Below are 16342 nucleotides of genomic sequence, written 5' to 3'. Positions count from 1 at the left end.
CGGTCAAAGGAAACTCAAAGCTCCCGCCGCGGGTGATACGGCGGCGCGTCCGTCCGGCGGTGCGGCGGCCTCTCGACGGGCCGGCCGTACGCCTGCGTCGAGAACCGTTCGGCGCGCATCTCGGCGGCCGGCCCGTCGGAGGCGATCCGCCACGCGCACGGCCGCACGTCCGCAGCGCCGACCGGCGACCCGTCCGACACGGCGTCAGCGAGCCCGGGCGGGCGCGCGATGCTTCAATGCCCGCGTGACTGATTACGACGTGCTCCGCGTCTTCTGTGCGCCGAACGGCGGATACGGCAACGAACTGGGCGTCGTCCGCGACGGCTCCCGGATGCCCGAGCGGAGCGACCGGCAGGAACTCGCGGCCAAACTCGGCTTCAGCGAGACGGTGTTCGTGGACGACCCCGAGCGCGGGATCATCGACATCTACACCCCCACCCTGCGGCTGCCCTTCGCCGGACACCCCTGCGTCGGCACGGCCTGGCTCCTGGACGTGCCCGAACTCGTCACCCCCGCCGGGGTGGTGGGCGCCCGTCTCGACGGGGAGTTCAGCTGGATCGAGGCGCGCGCCGAGTGGGCCCCGCCGCGCACCCTGCGCCAGTACGCCACCGCAGCCGAGGTCGACGACCTGCCGGTACCGCCGCCCGGCGAGTGGGTCTACGCGTGGGCCTGGGAGGACGAGCCCGCCGGCCGGATCCGGGCACGCGGCTTCCCCGGCCGCGACGACGGCATCGAGGAGGACGAGGCGACCGGCGCGGCGGCGCTGCTGCTCACCGACCGGCTGGGCCGGGCCCTGAACATCACGCAGGGCGCGGGCTCCCAGATCCTGACGGCGCCGCAGCCCCACGGGTGGGTGGAGATCGGCGGCCGCGTGTACCTGGAGCGCTGAGCCGGGGCCCGGCGGAGCGTCGTCCGCGTCCGGTGGTCATTCGGGCGTCCGTACGGGTGGTCCCGCGTGTGCGCGCGGCGGCGAGCGGGGACCTCTGGGCGTGACCACCCAGCCACCCCGAGAGGAGCACCATGCGCATCCGAGCTGCCCTGGCCGCCGTCGTCCTGGGCGCCGCCCTGACCGCCGTCGGCGCGACCACCGCCACCGCCGCCGACGAGCCCGGCTACCACGCCGACGACCCCGGTTACTACGGTAAGGAGGCCCGCCATCACGGTGACGAGGGCCGCCACCACGGTGACGAGGGCCGCCACCACGGCGCGGAGGGCCGCCATCACGGCGAAGAGGGCCGTCACCACGGTGACGAGGGCCGCCACCACGGTGATCACGCTCGCCACCGCTTCGACGCCGACCCCGTCTGCAGCCCGTACATCGGCGCGATCGACACGTCGTCCAGCGACCTGTTCTGGGCCGGCGCGCACTGCGACCGCTTCTGAGGACCCGCGCGACGGCACCGGCCCCCTCCTCGACCGAGGGGGCCGGTGCCGCCGCGCGCCGCGCGGCTCACGCCGAGAGCCGGAACTCCTCGCCCAGCGCGCGGAAGACGGCCGTGTTCAGGGCGAACGCCCTCCTGCACTCCGCCACGACGCGCTGCTTCTCCAGGTCGTCGGCGCGCACCCCGTCCAGCAGGGCGCGGTAGGCGCGCTTGAAGGCGGCCGGATTGCCGATCTTTTCGAAGACGTAGAAGCGGACGCCGTCACCCTTCTTCTCGAAGCCCCAGGTCCGCTCGGCCCGGTCGCGGATGATCTGCCCGCCGGAGAGATCGCCGAGGTAGCGGGTGTAGTGGTGGGCGATGTACCCGCCGGGCCACTGCTCGGCGCACGCGCGCACCCGGTCCGCGTACGCGCGCGTGGCCGGCAGCGCGGACAGGAGCTCCCGCCAGCGCGGGCCCCGCAGGTGCGCCAGATCCCGTTCCAGCGCGCTCAGCCGGAACAGCTCCGGCCGGACGAACGGCCCCGCCACCGGATCCGACGCCAGCCTCCCGGCCTCCGCCTCCAGCGCCTCGTACACGAACCACAGCTGCTCCGTGTAGCGCGCGTAGGCGTCGACGCCGAGCTTGCCGCCGAGCAGGTCGGCCATGAACGTCGAGGTCTCGGCCTCCACGTGCTGTTCGTGGGACGCCGTGCGGATCACTGTCGAGAACGAGGAGTCCATGGCCACATCCTCTGAGGTTAGGTGTGCCTAAGTCAACAGTTTGCCGACGCCCTGTCGGTAAAAGCGTAGAAGAAGAAACCCGCCCTCACCAGAGGACGGGTTTCCGCGGAGGTGCGGCAGGCGGCGCTCAGGGCAGGGTGAGGATCTCCGCGCCCGTGTCCGTGACCACCAGCGTGTGCTCGAACTGGGCGGTACGCCTGCGGTCCTTCGTGACGACCGTCCAGCCGTCGTCCCACAGGTCGTACTCGTGCGTCCCGAGGGTCAGCATCGGCTCGATCGTGAACGTCATCCCGGGCTGGATGACGGTCGTCGCGTGCGGGCTGTCGTAGTGCGGGATGATCAGCCCGGAGTGGAACGACGAGTTGATGCCGTGGCCCGTGAAGTCCCGCACCACCCCGTACCCGAACCGCTTGGCGTACGACTCGATCACCCGGCCGATGATGTTGATCTGCCGGCCCGGCCTGACGGCCCTGATCGCCCGGTCGAGCGACTCCCGGGTCCGCTCCACCAGCAGGCGAGACTCCTCGTCGACCTCCCCGACCGGATAGGTCGCGTTGTTGTCGCCGTGCACGCCGCCGATGTACGCGGTCACGTCCAGGTTGACGATGTCGCCGTCCCGCAGGACCGTCGAGTCCGGGATGCCGTGGCAGATGACCTCGTTGACGCTCGTGCACAGCGACTTGGGGAAACCGCGGTAGCCGAGGGTGGAGGGGTAGGCGCCGTGGTCGCACAGGTACTCGTGCGCCACCTTGTCCAGTTCGTCCGTGGTCACGCCCGGCGCGATGATCTTCGCGGCCTCGGCCATCGCCCGCGCGGCGATCCGGCCGGCGACCCGCATCGCCTCGATCGTCTCGGACGTCTGCACCTCCGGGCCGGTGTACGGCGTCGGCGCGGGCTTGCCGACGTACTCGGGGCGGCGGATGTTTCCGGGCACGGAACGGGTGGGGGACAGTTCCCCGGGGACGAGCAGCGACTGGCCAGACATGACAGCGAGTCTAACCAGCGGGCATGGGGGAACATGTCGTTGGCGAGAGGAGCTGGTCATGGCCCTGTTCAAGAAGCGGACGGTCGGCAAGCCGGGCGAGTGGTACTACTGCCTGGAGCACAAGAAGGTCGAGGAAGGCCCCGAGTGCCCCGGCAAGGACCGCTTCGGCCCGTACACCACGCGGGCAGAGGCCGCGCACGCGATGGAGACGGCCCGCGAGCGCAACCTCGAGTGGGAGAACGACCCCAAGTGGCACGACGCCCCCACGGGCGGCCGGGACGACGACTGACGGGCCCTGGAGCTCCGGACGAAAAGGGAGTCCTGCTTCCGTCCGGAGCTCCGAGCGCCTGACGGCTCCGCTGCGAACGGCTTCCGGCGCCTTGCGATCGCACGCACCGGACGCCGCGAGCCGATCGGCCCCCCCTTCTGTCCGGAGCTCTCAGGCCGCCTCGCTCGGTGCGGCTGTCGCGCGCTGTGCGCGCAGCCGCGCCGCGTGCTCGCTCGTCCGCACGTCGTACGTCATCAGCTTCGGCAGACACAGGGCCAGCAGCCCCACCGCTCCCACACAGAGCAGCCCGCCCGACCACACCGAGGTCCGCACCCCCAGCCAGGCCGCGAGCCCACCGCTGCGCACCTGACCCACCGTCGGCCCGACCGAGTACGACAGCAGCTCGATGCCGGCGAGCCGCCCGCGCAGGTCGTCCGGGATCGTCTGGTCCCACATGACGCCGCGGAAGATGCCGCTGACCATGTCGGACGCCCCCGCCAGGGTCAGGCACAGCAGCACCAGCCACACGTTGCCCACCAGCCCGGCGCCCGCGATCGCCACGCCCCAGACCGCGGCCGCGAGCACCACCATCCGCCCGTGCCGGTGGACGCGGGACGTCCAGCCGCCGGTCAGGCTCACCAGCATCGCCCCGGCCGGCACGCTCGCGTACATCAACCCCAGCGACCACTCGGCGTGCAGCTCGTCCGCGAGGAACGGAAGCACGGCCAGCGGCATCGCCAGGAACATCGCGGCCAGGTCGACGGCGTACGTGCCGAGCAGTTCCTTGCGGCTCCAGGCGTACCGGGCGCCCTCGGCGATCGCCCGCAGCGACGGCCTGACCGCGTCGCCCGAGGCGGGGGAGGCGGCGATGCGCCGGATCAGGGCGACGGAGACGACGAAGGTGACCAGGTCGGCCGCGTAGGCCCAGCCGAGCCCCGCGTACGCCACGACCACGCCCGCCAGCGCCGGGGCCGCGACCCCGCCGACCGTCCAGCGCAGTGAGTTCAGCGCCGAGGCCGCCGGCAGGTGCTCGTGGGCCACGATCCGCGGCCACAGCGAGTCCATCGCGGGCCGCTGCACCGACACCAGGGCGGAGGACAGCGCGGCGACGACGTACAACGGCCACACCGCCGGCGTCGGCGCCAGCGCGTTCAGCAGCAGCACGACCGAGAGCAGGCCCTGCCCGGCCTCCGTCCACAGGATCAGCTTCCGCTTGTCCCAGGCGTCGGCCAGCGCCCCGCCGTACAGCCCGAACAGCAGCAGCGGCACCAGCTCCACCGCCCCGATCGCGCCGACCGCCGCGGCCGACCCGGTCAGTTCCTTCAGCTGCACCGGCAGCGCGACGAAGGTGAGGAAGCTGCCGAAGTTCGAGATCAGCCCCGACACCCACAGCCGGCGGAAGTCACGGGAGGCCCGCCAGGGCGTCAGATCGGGCAGCCAGACGCGGGGACGGGAAGGGGACGTGGGGGAGTCGTCGGCGGTCACGACCGGTCATCGTCGGGGGCGGCCCCGGGGTGCGGCAACCGCTTTTCCGGCCGGTCCGGCACTCACCAGGGTGCGGGCGGCGGCGCCGTCAGGGACTCCGCGAGCCTCGACAGACGGTCGCGGAAGCGGCGGCGGCCCTTCCGCGAGGGCACCACGTTCTCCCCGGCCGCCGCGCTCACCAGGTGCTGCACGGTGTCCAGGTCAAGCTCCGAGCCCTCCGGCACGGCCAGCGCCTCGTGCGCCAGCCCCGTCAGCTCCCCCTCGCCCGGACCCAGCGCCAGCACGGTCACCCCGGCCCGCCGGGCGTCGGACACCCGCTCCAGCAGGTCCGCGTCCCGCGACGGCGACACCACCAGCAGCGTCTCGCCGCGCCGCGCCGCCCCGATCCGCCCCGGCCCGACCGCGAGGTGCGCCGGATCCGAGGGACGCGCGTGATGGCGCACCAGCGTCGGGGCCAGTTCCGGAGTGCCCGACCAGGCCGCCTCGTCCACCAGGTGCGCCGCCAGATGCCACGGCTCGTAGTCGGGCGTGCCCACCAGCAGCAGCCCGCCACCGTGCGACACCACGGACCCGCGCAGCACCGCGGCGAACCTGCGGGTGGCCCCCAGCCACTCCGTCCCGGCGAGCACTTCGCGCAGCAGCGCGACCCGTACGGCGTCCATGCGGCCGCATCCTGCCGCACCCGGCCCCCGCCGGACGGACGTTCCCCGGCGATTCCCCCGACCGGGGAACGTGACCGCCGCCACCCCACCCCTCGGGGGTGCCCGCTCGCACGTACAGTCGGCCCATGACCTCTACCGACAGTGCACACAACGCCCCCGCGAAGGCCCCCGCCAAGGACCCGTGGGACCTCCCCGACGTGTCCGGCCTCGTCGTCGGCGTGCTCGGCGGAACCGGGCCGCAGGGCAAGGGCCTCGCCCACCGGCTCGCCCGGGCCGGTCAGAAGGTGATCATCGGCTCGCGCGCCGCCGACCGCGCCAGGGCCGCCGCCGAGGAACTGGGTCACGGCGTCGAGGGCGCCGACAACGCCGAGACCGCCCGCCGCAGCGACATCGTGATCGTCGCCGTGCCGTGGGACGGGCACGGCAAGACCCTGGAGTCACTGCGCGAGGAACTGGCCGGCAAGCTCGTCGTCGACTGCGTCAACCCGCTCGGCTTCGACAAGAAGGGCGCCTACGCGCTCAAGCCCGAGGAGGGCAGCGCCGCCGAACAGGCCGCCGCCCTGCTGCCGGACTCCCGGGTCACCGCCGCCTTCCACCACCTGTCGGCCGTGCTGCTCCAGGACCCCGAGATCGACGAGATCGACACCGACGTGATGGTGCTGGGCGAGGAGCGCGCCGACGTGGAGATCGTGCAGGCCCTGGCGGGCCGCATCCCCGGCATGCGCGGCGTCTTCGCCGGCCGGCTGCGCAACGCCCACCAGGTGGAGTCGCTGGTCGCCAACCTGATCTCCGTCAACCGCCGCTACAAGGCCCACGCCGGGCTCCGCGTCACGGACGTATGAGGCGATGGGGGACACTGGTGGGCGTCACCAGCAGTGTCCCCCCGACAGGAGCCGACCCCATGCCCCGCCTCGCTCTCTACACCCTCGTCGTCTGCCTGCTCGCCGTGGCGGCCGCCGTCGTGTCGTTCGCGAACGGCAGCTTCCTGGGCGTCGTGTGGGTGCTGCTCGCCGGCCTGTCGTCCAACATGTCCTGGTACTACGTCAAGCGTGAGAAGGCCCGCAGGTCCTCCGTCACGGGCTGACCGAGCAGATCTCGCTCGTGCCCTGCCAGAACCGGTAGAGCGACTGACCGCAGTACTGCTCGAGGTCGCCGACGCCCAGCGCCCGCATCAGCGCGTCGATCGCGTCGAAGAACGCGCCGTTGACCGCCGGCACCCACAGCAGCGCGAACACGAACAGCAGCCCGAACGGCGCGAACGGCTCCACCTGCCGCTTCACGTGGTACGGCAGCCAGGGCTCGACGACGCCGTAGCCGTCGAGACCGGGCACCGGCAGGAGGTTCAGGATCGCCGCCGTCACCTGGAGCACGGCGAGGAACGCCAGCGCGTACCGGAAGTCGGCCGGCACGCCGTCCAGCGCGTCCAGCCAGAACGGCGCGGTGCACACCACGGCGAACAGCACGTTCGTCAGCGGGCCGGCCGCCGAGATCAGACTGTGCCGCCAGCGGCCCCGGATCCGGCCGCGCTCGATGAACACGGCACCGCCCGGCAGACCGATCCCACCCATGATCACGAACACCACCGGCAGCACGATGCTCAGCAGCGCGTGCGTGTACTTGAGGGGGTTCAGCGTCAGGTACCCCTTCGCGCCGACCGAGATGTCACCGCTGTGCAGGGCGGTGCGCGCGTGCGCGTACTCGTGCAGGCACAGGGAGACGATCCAGGCCGCCGTCACGAACAGGAACACGGCCACACCGGGCTGCGCGGCGAAACCGGTCCAGGTGGCCCAGCCCGTGACCGCGGTGACGGCCACGATCCCGACGAACACGGGACTGATCCGCCGGTCGCTGCGGCGGGTGAGGGCGGTGGTCATCGAGGGGTGCTCCCTGTCGGGTCGGCGGCCTGCGGCGAGCCCGACCGTACCGGGCGCACGGGGAAAACGTCTCGCGAGGGTCTCCGGGTTCCGAGGAAGGTGGGACCAGACCCCGCGTGGGACACCTCGGTGCCGGGACACACCTCGCACCCCGTCCCCGTGACCCGTCCCCAGCCGACCGGAGAGAATGAACCCCGTGCGCTACCGCATCCTCGGCACCACCCAGGCACTCCGCCCCGACGGCACCCCCGTCGCCGTCGGCGGCACCCGGCTGCGTGCCCTGCTGACCGTGCTGGCGCTGCGGGCCGGGCGGACCGTGCCCGCCGCATTCCTGGTGGACGAGGTGTGGGCCGGGGACCCGCCCGCCGACGCCACCGGCGCCCTCCAGGCCCTCGTCGGCCGGCTGCGCCGCACCCTGGGCGCGGACGCCGTCGCCTCCGTGGACGGCGGCTACCGCCTCGCCGCCGGCCCCGACGCCGTCGACCTGCACCGCTTCGAACGGCTGACCGGTGACGGCCTGCGCGCCCTCGCCGACGACGACCCCGCCAAGGCGGCCGTCCTCCTCGACGACGCCCTCGCCCTGTGGCGGGGTCCGGCCCTCGCCGACCTGCCCGACCGCACCGCCGAGGCCGCCCGGCGGGAGGCCCGCCGGCTCGACGCGGTCCGTGCCCGCCACACCGCCGCGCTCGCCCTCGGCCGGGCCGAGCAGTCCCTGCCCGACCTGACCGCCCTGTGCGACGCACACCCCCTCGACGAGCCCCTCCAGGCCCTCCGCCTGCGCGCCCTGCGCGACGCGGGCCGCACCGCCGAGGCCCTGGCCGCCTATGACGCCGTCCGCCGCCTGCTCACCGAACGCCTGGGCACGGACCCGGGCCCGGAACTGCGCGCCCTGCACGCCGAGCTCCTCACCCCCGGCACCCCGCCGGGACCGGCCGCCCGCCCCCACCACGCAGACGGACCGCCGAGCCCCGCCCCCGCCCGGGGCAACCTGCGGGCCCGCCTCACCTCCTTCGTCGGACGGGAGGCGGACATCGAGGACATCCGGGGAGACCTCGCCGCCGCGCGGCTCGTCACGCTGCTGGGGCCCGGGGGAGCCGGCAAGACCCGGTTGTCGCAGGAGGCCGCCGACACCGTGCGGGGCGACATACCGGGCGGGGTGTGGCTGGCCGAACTCGCGCCCGTCGCGGACCCGGGCGCCGTGCCGCAGGCCGTCCTGACCGCCGTGGGGGCCCGGGAGACCGTGCTCTACGGCGCCGGCGCCGAGGAGATGCGCGCGGTGGCCGACCGGCACGACGACCCCGTGGAGCGGCTCGTCGAGCACTGCGCGCGCCGCCGCATGCTGATCGTCCTCGACAACTGCGAGCACGTCGTCGAGGCCGCGGCCCGGCTCGTCGAGGAGGTGCTCAGACGGTGTCCGGGAGTGACCGTGCTCGCCACCAGCCGGGAACCGCTCGGAGTGCCCGGTGAGGTGCTGCGCCCGGTGGAACCGCTGCCGGAACCGGTCGCCCTGCGGCTGTTCGCCGACCGGGGGGCAGCCGCGACACCCGGCTTCCGGACCGAGGACGACCCGGAGGCGTGCGCCGAGATCTGCCGGCGGCTGGACGGCCTCCCCCTCGCGATCGAGCTCGCGGCGGCCCGGCTGCGGATGCTGACGCCCCGCCAGATCGCTGACCGGCTCGACGACCGGTTCCGGCTGCTGACCTCCGGCAGCCGTACCGTGCTGCCCCGCCAGCAGACGCTGCGGGCCGTCGTCGACTGGTCCTGGGAGCTGCTGAACGCGGAGGAACGCGAGGTCCTCGGCCGGCTGTCGGTGTTCGCCCGCGGCTGCGACCTCACCGCCGCCGAGGCCGTCTGCGGCCCCGCCGCCCTGGAGGCGCTCGGCTCCCTCGTCGACAAGTCGCTGGTCGTGGCCGCGCCGGCGCCCGACGGCGCGAGGCGCTACCGGCTCCTGGAGACCGTCGCCGAGTACGCGGGCGAGCGCCTGGACGAGTCCGGCGGCCGCACCGCCGCCGAACGCGCGCATCTGACGTACTACCGCGAACTGGCCCGCACCACCGAGCGGTTACTGCGCGGCCCGGGTCAGCGTGCCGCCGTCGGCCGTTTCCAGCTCGAGTACGAGAACCTGCGGACCGCGCTGGGCCGCGCCGTCGCCCTGCGCGACGAGCAGGAGGCGCTCTGCCTCACGCTCTCCCTGGTCCGGTACTGGCAGATGCGGGACCTGCGCATCGAGGCCCGCACCTGGTGCCTCGAGGTCATGGCCCTCGGCCCCGACCCCTTCACCGAGCCCGTGCGCCCGGCCGCCCCGGTGTGGAAGCCCTGCACCGACACCCCGCCGCCGATGACCGGCGAGATCCTCGCGGAGGCCCGGCGCGGGGTCCACCTGGCGCACCTCGCCTGCATGGACACCGAGCTGGACGCCTGGCAGCGCCCGGCCGCCAAGGCCAAGCTGCGCGCCATCGCCGACACCTACGAACCCGGCCTGCCGCAGACCTGCCGCACCCCCGGCCTGCTCTGGTTCTATGCCGTGATGCTCACCGGCGACATGGACCGCCTCGGCACCATCATCGACGCCAACGTCCGCACCTGCCGCGAGACGCCCGGCTACGAGTGGGAGCTCGCGTCCTGTCTGCAACTGCGGGCCAACATCCTCGCCAACCGCTCCGACTGGGCGGGCGACGCACAGCGCGACGCCGACGAGTCCCTGGAGATCTACCGGCGTCTGGGCGACGCCTGGGGCACTGCCGAGGCCCTCTCCGCGCGCGCCGAGGCCCATGAACGCCTCGGCGCCTACCGCAAGGCCGCCAGGGACTACGAGGACGCCATGGAGCACGCCGAGGAGCTCGGGGCCCGCGCCCATAAGGCGGTCCTCGCCGCCCGGCTGGGCAGCGCCCTGGTGGAGGCGGGCGAGGAGGAGCGGGGCGAGCGCCTCCTGCGCGAGGTGATCGCCGACAAGGACGGCACCGCCAACGAGGCCATGCCCATCGCCCGGCTCTTCCTGGCCGGCCGGCTCGGAATGACCGGCCGGATCGCCGAGGCGCGTGAGCAACTGCGGCTCCTGCGAAAGGAGTTCGCCATCGCGCACTTCGTCATCTTCGACGCCTACATCCTCGGCGCGGAGGCCTGGCTGGAGGCCCGCGACGGCCGTTGCGAGCAGGCACTGACCCTCATCCGCAAGGCGCTGGAACGGGCCGGCGACCCGCTGTCCACCGCCATCGCCCCGCAGATGCGTTCCTTCTACCTGACCGTCGCCGCCGTCGCCCTGGCCGGCGCCGACGGGGACGGCCGTGCCCTCGCCGCCGCCCGCTGCCTCGGCGCCGCCGACGCCCTGCTGCCGCCCCGGCACGTGGCGCCGCGCCTGGAACACGAGACGAGCGTCCGCGCCACCGCCCTGACCCGGGCCGCGCTCGGCGAGGAGGCGTACGCGGCGGCGTACGCCGAGGGCGCCGGCCTCTCCTACGAGGAGGCCGTCGCCCTCGTGTGACGCACCACGTCAGGCCTTGGTGCGGAACTTGTGGATCGCGACCGGGGCCATCACGGCCGTGATGGCCGCCGACCAGCCGAGCGTCACCCACAGGTCGTGGGCGACCGGGCCGCCGACCATCAGCCCGCGGGCCGCGTCGGCAAGCGTGGAGAGCGGGTTGTAGTCGGTGAACGCCTGGAGCCAGCCCGGCATCGACGCCGTCGGGGCGAAGATCGACGAGCCGAACTGGAGCGGGAACAGCACCAGGAAGCCCATCGCCTGCACGGACTGCGCGTTCTTCAGGACCACGCCCAGGGTGAGGAACACCCACATGATCGACGAGGCGAACACCGCGGACAGACCCACGGTCGCGAACAGGCCGGGCCAGTTGTGGATGTCGAAACCGACCAGGACGGCGACGACCATCAGCACGGTCGTCGCGAAGAGCATCCGCATCAGCTCCACCGAGATCTTCGCGAACAGCACCGAACCGCGCCCGATCGGAAGGGAGCGGAAGCGGTCCATGACACCGGAGTTGAAGTCCTGGCTGAAACCGGTGCCGACGCTCTGCGACAACGTCATGCTCATCATCGAGATCATGCCGGGGATCACGTACTGCACGTACCCGTCCTGCCCGCCGCCCAGGGCCTGCCCGATCGAGCCGCCGAAGACGTAGACGAACAGCAGGGTGAAGACGACCGGCATCAGCAGCGCGTCGAACATCGACTCCGGGTCCTGCCGGATCCACAGCAGGTTGCGGCGGATCAGGGCGCCGGTGTGCCGCAGGTGGCCGCGCAGCGTGATCCGGGCGTCGGCGTCGATGGTGTTGATCGTGGCGGTCGTGGCGCTCATACGGCGACCTCCTCGCGGGTCTCGGCGGGCGCGGCGTCCTCGGGGGCACCGGCGCGGTGGCCGGTGAGGGAGAGGAACACCTCGTCCAGGCTGGGCAGTTCGGTGGAGATGGAGGTCAGCGTGACGCCGCGCGCGGTGACCGCGCCGACCACGGCGGTCAGCTGCTCGTCGCTGAGGATCGGCACCAGGACGGAGGCGCGCTCGGTGTCCACCGTCGTGGTGGCGAGCCCGGTGATGCCCAGCTCGTCGATCCATGCGGCCAGCGGCCGCAACTGCGCCGGATCGGCCGGGCGGACCCGCAGCGTGCGGCCGCCGACCTTCGCCTTCAGCTCCTCGATGGCGCCGTTCGCGATGACCTTGCCGCGGTCCACGACGGTCAGCTCGGAGGCGAGCTGCTCGGCCTCCTCCATGTACTGGGTGGTGAGCAGGACGGTGACCCCGTCGCCGACCATCCGCTTGACCTCGTCCCAGACCTCGTTGCGGGTCCGTGGGTCGAGACCGGTGGTGGGCTCGTCGAGGTACAGCACGGCGGGCCGCCCGATCATCGACGCGGCGAGGTCGAGTCGCCGCCGCATACCGCCGGAGTACGTGCTCGCCGGGCGCTTGGCGGCCTCGGTCAGCGAGAACCGCTCCAGCAGCTCGTCGGCCCGGGCCCGCGCCTCCTTGCGGGGCAGGTCGAGCAGCCGCCCGATCATGTACAGGTTCTCCCACCCGGGGAGCTTCTCGTCCACGGAGGCGTACTGCCCGGTGAGTCCGATGACCCGGCGCAGCTGCCGCGGCTGGCGCACGACGTCGTAGCCGGCGACGGTCGCCTGCCCGGCGTCGGGGGAGAGGAGGGTGGACAGGATCCGTACGAGGGTGGTCTTGCCGGCGCCGTTCGGCCCCAGCACACCCATCACGGTGCCCTCGCGCACGTCCAGGTCGACACCGTCCAGTGCCCTGGTCTCGCCGTAGTGCTTGACCAGACCCCGCACGGTCACGGCGCTGCCCGCGCCGGGGTCGGGGTTCTTGTCGATTCGCGTCATGCGCAAGACGCTGTCAGTCCCCACCGACAGACGGCCTACACCCCGCGGACGCCGACCGACAGACCACCGACAGAGCGCCGACCGGGGCCGGCCCGACCGGAGCCCCGGGAAAAGGCGGCAGCCCGCCGACGGGGGAAGATCGGCGGGCTGCCTGTGCGGAGTTGGCTCAGGCGCTCATAGCGCAAGGACCCCTCAGTGAACCGAGTGCTGCTCCTGCGGGAACGTTCCGCCGACGACGTCCTCCGCGAACGCCTTCGCCGCGTCGCCCATGACCTGGCGCAGGTCGGCGTACTGCTTCACGAACTTCGGCACCCGGCCCCCGGTCAGACCGAGCATGTCGGTCCACACCAGCACCTGCGCGTCCGTCTCCGGCCCCGCCCCGATGCCGACGGTCGGGATGTGCAGCACACGGGTGACCTCGGCGGCCAGTTCGGCCGGCACCAGCTCCAGGACCACCGCGAACGCGCCCGCGTCCTGCACGGACTTGGCGTCCCGCAGCAGCTGCGCGGCCGCCTCCTCGCCCCGCCCCTGCACGCGGTAGCCCATGGCGTTCACCGACTGCGGGGTCAGCCCGATGTGGGCCATGACAGGGATCCCGGACTCCACCAGCAGCTCGATCTGCCGGTGCGAGCGCTCGCCGCCCTCCAGCTTCACCGCGCCGACCCCGGCCTCCTTCACCAGCCGGGTCGCGCTGCGCAGCGCCTGGACGGGGCCCTCCTGGTACGACCCGAAGGGCAGGTCGCCGACGATCAGGGCGCGCTGGGTGCCCCGTACGACCGCCGCCGACAGCATGGTCATCTCGTCGAGGGTGACGGGCACGGTCGTCTCGTACCCCAGGTGGCAGTTGCCCGCCGAGTCGCCGACGAGCATCACCGGGATGCCGGCCTCGTCGAAGACGGACGCGGTCATCGCGTCGTAGGCGGTGAGCATGGGCCACTTCTCGCCGCGCTCCTTGGCGGCGGCGATGTCGCGGACCGTGATGCGGCGCGTGCCCTTGCCTCCGTACAGCGCCTTGCTGCCGTCGGAGGACTTCGTCTGGGCAGCCGAAAGCTGCGTCATTGCAACGGCTCCTCACGTCATCTCGAGGCGCCCTCACGGCGTCCCCGGACCACCCCCCATGGTGACACCTCGTGCCAGGGAGGGCCAGAGCGCCCCCTGTGGGTAAGACCTCAGTAAAAGAAATCCGATACGAGACGGTCTCGTATCGCAAGGTGCCTACGCTCGGCCCCATGACGTCTCCTGCCGCCCATGACGCCCCCCGCATACCGGAAGCCGTGCACCGGCGCCGCTGGGCGATCCTCGGTGTGCTCATGCTGAGCCTGCTGATCGTGGTACTGGACAACTCGATCCTGAACGTCGCGATCAAGACCATCTCCACGCCCGCGCCCACGGGCCTCGGCGCCACCCAGAGCGAGCTGGAGTGGGCCATCAACTCCTACACGCTCGTCTTCGCCGGCCTGCTGTTCTCCGCCGGTCTCCTCGGCGACCGGCTCGGCCGCAAGAAGGTGCTGCTCGGCGGTCTGGTGGTGTTCGGCATCGGCTCCGCGCTCGCCGCCGAGTCCGGCTCGCCCGGCGAACTCATCGCCTTCCGCGCGCTGATGGCCCTCGGTGCCGCCTTCGTGATGCCCGCCACCCTCGCGGTGCTGATGAACGTCTTCGAGCGCGAGGAGCAGCCCAAGGCCATCGGCATCTGGGCGGGCGGCGTGGGCCTCGCCATCGCCATCGGGCCCATCACCGGAGGTCTCCTGCTCGACCACTTCTGGTGGGGCTCGGTCTTCCTCGTCAACGTGCCGATCGTGCTGGTCGCGCTCGCGCTGATGCTGTGGCTGGTGCCCGACTCGCGCGACCCGAACCCCGGCCGGACCGACCCCGTCGGCGTGATCCTGTCCGTCGTCGGCCTGGTCCTGCTCGTCTACGGGATCATCAAGGGCGGCGAACTGGCCGACTTCACCGACCCCACCGTGCTGGCCACGACCGGCGCCGGTCTGGTCGTCCTCGCCGCCTTCGTCGTCTTCGAGAAGCGCAGCGACCACCCCTCGATCGACGTCACGTACTTCCGCAACAAGGTGTTCTCGGCGGCGATCTCCGTGATCGCGCTGGTCTTCTTCGCGCTGATGGGCGTGACGTTCTTCTCGGTCTTCTACACCCAGAGCGTGCGCGGCTACTCGCCGCTCCAGACGGGTCTGCTCATGCTTCCGCTGGCCGTCGCCCAGATGGTCTTCGCGCCCCGGGCCCGGCTGGTCGTCGACCGCTTCGGCATCAAGGCCACCACGACGACCGCCATGCTGGTCATCGCGGCGACGCTGACGGCGTTCGCCACGCTGGACGCGGACACCCCGATCTGGGTGCTGGAGGTCGTCTTCTTCTGCATGGGCGCCGGAATGGCCCACATCATGACCCCGACCAGCGTCGTCATCATGCAGGCCCTGCCCCGTGAGAAGGCCGGTTCCGCCTCCGCGCTCAGCAACACCTTCCGCCAGGTCGGCGGCGCCCTCGGCATCGCCGTCCTCGGCTCGGTGCTGTCGACGGCGTACCGCAACGGCGTCGAGGACGGGCTCGGCGCCCTGCCCGCCGGACTGCGGGAGACGGCGGGCGAGTCGATCGAGGCGACCCTGGGGGTCGCGTCGAAGCTCGGGCCGCAGGGGCAGGCCCTCGTCGCCCCGGCCCACGAGGCGTTCCTGCACGCCATGCACGTCACCGCGCTGTGCGGGGCGGGCGTGGCGGTCGTCGGCGCGGTCGTGGTCGGGCTGTGCCTGCCGGGCCGGCCGAAGCAGCCTCAGGGCGCCGCGGACGGTGAGGAGTTGGTGGGCACGAGCTCATAGTGCAAGGACCCCTCAGGCGGCCCCGCGGCCGTCCGCTGAGCGAGAATCCCCCCAGCGCGAAGAAGGGACGGACGGACGTGAGCCTCGCCGAGAACCGCACCGCCGCGGACCAGCCCGGGCGCGGGCGGCCCCGCAGCGAGACGGCGGAACGGGCCATCATCGAGGGGACGATGAAGCTGCTGGAGGAGGGAATCCCGCTCGGTGAGCTGTCCATCGAGCGGATCGCCCGCACCGCAGGCGTCGGCAAGGCGACCATCTACCGCCGCTGGAGCGGCAAGGGGGAACTGTTCGCCGACGTCCTGCGGGCCGCTGAGCCGGACGACCTCGAACTCCCCGGCACCTCCCTGCGCGACGACCTGGTCGTCCTGCTGGAGTCGCTGCGCCGGCGCGGACTGGCCGACCGGTCCTCGGCGCTCCTGCACAACGTCCGCACGCAGATGAAGACCAACCCCGGCCTGTGGACGGCCTACCACCACACGGTCGTCGCCCCGCGCCGCCGGATGGGCCTGGCGGTCCTGCGCCGCGGCCGGGAGAACGGCGAACTCCGCACCGACCTCGACCTCGACCTGATGTACGACATCGTCCTCGGCCCCATGCTCGTCCGGGCCGTGCTGCACCCGGACGGCGACCTCCCCGAGGGCCTCGCCGAGGACATCGTCGACGCGCTGCTGGCCGGCCTACGGCCCGTCAGTTCACCGGACGCCCCCACCGAATGTGCGGGTTCCGTCACAGAGCGGACGCCGCCCCCCCACGACCGGAACCCCTGACGCCGCGCCGGTCGTCCTCGTGCCCGTACGGCCGCCACCGG

General features: G+C 72.8%; 16 protein-coding genes. 8 read left to right on the top strand and 8 right to left on the bottom strand.

Annotated elements, in window-relative coordinates:
* The first annotated feature begins 244 nt into the window (after positions 1-244).
* The gene (locus ACZ4YY_RS02695) at positions 245-889 is read left to right on the top strand and encodes a PhzF family phenazine biosynthesis protein (RefSeq protein WP_468282922.1); all 645 of its coding nucleotides are present in this window, start codon (positions 245-247) and stop codon (positions 887-889) included.
* Positions 890-1020: 131 nt separating this feature from the next.
* Positions 1021-1383, top strand: a complete 363-nt coding sequence (locus ACZ4YY_RS02690) for a hypothetical protein (protein ID WP_468282919.1) — start codon at positions 1021-1023, stop codon at positions 1381-1383.
* Positions 1384-1450: 67 nt separating this feature from the next.
* Here the strand turns inward: ACZ4YY_RS02690 and ACZ4YY_RS02685 are convergent, their stop codons facing one another.
* Together ACZ4YY_RS02685 and map are read right to left on the bottom strand one after the other, a co-directional pair.
* Positions 1451-2101 (bottom strand): biliverdin-producing heme oxygenase, encoded by a 651-nt coding sequence (locus ACZ4YY_RS02685; RefSeq protein WP_468282916.1) that lies wholly within the window; start codon positions 2099-2101, stop codon positions 1451-1453.
* Positions 2102-2228: 127 nt separating this feature from the next.
* Positions 2229-3086: a type I methionyl aminopeptidase gene (gene map / locus ACZ4YY_RS02680; RefSeq protein ID WP_468282913.1), complete on the bottom strand. Its 858-nt coding sequence runs from the start codon at positions 3084-3086 to the stop codon at positions 2229-2231.
* Positions 3087-3144: 58 nt separating this feature from the next.
* On the opposite strand from map, the gene ACZ4YY_RS02675 reads away from it, so the two are divergent.
* Positions 3145-3375, top strand: a complete 231-nt coding sequence (locus ACZ4YY_RS02675) for a hypothetical protein (protein ID WP_468282910.1) — start codon at positions 3145-3147, stop codon at positions 3373-3375.
* A 150-nt stretch (positions 3376-3525) separates the two neighbouring features.
* Here the strand turns inward: ACZ4YY_RS02675 and ACZ4YY_RS02670 are convergent, their stop codons facing one another.
* Positions 3526-4839: an MFS transporter gene (locus ACZ4YY_RS02670; protein ID WP_468282907.1), complete on the bottom strand. Its 1314-nt coding sequence runs from the start codon at positions 4837-4839 to the stop codon at positions 3526-3528.
* A 62-nt stretch (positions 4840-4901) separates the two neighbouring features.
* Positions 4902-5501, bottom strand: coding sequence for a hypothetical protein (locus ACZ4YY_RS02665; protein ID WP_468282904.1), 600 nt, complete (start codon positions 5499-5501; stop codon positions 4902-4904).
* A 125-nt stretch (positions 5502-5626) separates the two neighbouring features.
* Here ACZ4YY_RS02665 and npdG point away from each other — a divergent pair, with 125 nt between their 5' ends.
* Both npdG and ACZ4YY_RS02655 read left to right on the top strand, forming a co-directional pair.
* Positions 5627-6343 (top strand): NADPH-dependent F420 reductase, encoded by a 717-nt coding sequence (gene npdG, locus ACZ4YY_RS02660; RefSeq protein ID WP_468282901.1) that lies wholly within the window; start codon positions 5627-5629, stop codon positions 6341-6343.
* Positions 6344-6402: 59 nt separating this feature from the next.
* Positions 6403-6585: a hypothetical protein gene (locus ACZ4YY_RS02655; protein ID WP_468282898.1), complete on the top strand. Its 183-nt coding sequence runs from the start codon at positions 6403-6405 to the stop codon at positions 6583-6585.
* Here the strand turns inward: ACZ4YY_RS02655 and ACZ4YY_RS02650 are convergent.
* Positions 6575-7375: a site-2 protease family protein gene (locus tag ACZ4YY_RS02650; protein ID WP_468282895.1), complete on the bottom strand. Its 801-nt coding sequence runs from the start codon at positions 7373-7375 to the stop codon at positions 6575-6577. The two genes, ACZ4YY_RS02655 and ACZ4YY_RS02650, sit on opposite strands and share 11 nt — an antisense overlap.
* Before the next feature lie 187 nt (positions 7376-7562).
* On the opposite strand from ACZ4YY_RS02650, the gene ACZ4YY_RS02645 reads away from it, so the two are divergent.
* On the top strand, positions 7563-10856 hold the full coding sequence (locus tag ACZ4YY_RS02645; RefSeq protein WP_468282892.1) for an AfsR/SARP family transcriptional regulator: 3294 nt from the start codon (positions 7563-7565) through the stop codon (positions 10854-10856).
* Positions 10857-10865: 9 nt separating this feature from the next.
* On the opposite strand, the gene ACZ4YY_RS02640 is transcribed toward ACZ4YY_RS02645, so the two are convergent.
* The 3 genes from ACZ4YY_RS02640 to panB all read right to left on the bottom strand — a co-directional run bounded on the left by ACZ4YY_RS02640 (position 10866) and on the right by panB (position 13771).
* Positions 10866-11687 (bottom strand): ABC transporter permease, encoded by an 822-nt coding sequence (locus tag ACZ4YY_RS02640; RefSeq protein ID WP_468282889.1) that lies wholly within the window; start codon positions 11685-11687, stop codon positions 10866-10868.
* Positions 11684-12712 carry an ATP-binding cassette domain-containing protein gene (locus tag ACZ4YY_RS02635; RefSeq protein WP_468282886.1) on the bottom strand — a complete coding sequence of 343 codons (1029 nt, stop codon included), beginning with the start codon at positions 12710-12712 and terminating at the stop codon, positions 11684-11686. Before ACZ4YY_RS02635 ends, ACZ4YY_RS02640 begins: the two co-directional genes overlap by 4 nt.
* 192 nt (positions 12713-12904) lie before the next feature.
* Positions 12905-13771 carry a 3-methyl-2-oxobutanoate hydroxymethyltransferase gene (gene panB, locus ACZ4YY_RS02630; RefSeq protein ID WP_468282883.1) on the bottom strand — a complete coding sequence of 289 codons (867 nt, stop codon included), beginning with the start codon at positions 13769-13771 and terminating at the stop codon, positions 12905-12907.
* A 170-nt stretch (positions 13772-13941) separates the two neighbouring features.
* Here panB and ACZ4YY_RS02625 point away from each other — a divergent pair, with 170 nt between their 5' ends.
* Positions 13942-15534, top strand: a complete 1593-nt coding sequence (locus ACZ4YY_RS02625; protein ID WP_468282880.1) for an MFS transporter — start codon at positions 13942-13944, stop codon at positions 15532-15534.
* A 77-nt stretch (positions 15535-15611) separates the two neighbouring features.
* The gene (locus tag ACZ4YY_RS02620; protein WP_468282877.1) at positions 15612-16301 is read left to right on the top strand and encodes a TetR/AcrR family transcriptional regulator; all 690 of its coding nucleotides are present in this window, start codon (positions 15612-15614) and stop codon (positions 16299-16301) included.
* Positions 16302-16342: the final 41 nt, after the last annotated feature.

The sequence above is a fragment of the Streptomyces sp. NPDC030143 genome (genome assembly GCF_055573695.1).
Note: the sequence above shows the minus strand (reverse complement) of the source record. Positions and strands in the feature narration are given on the sequence as shown.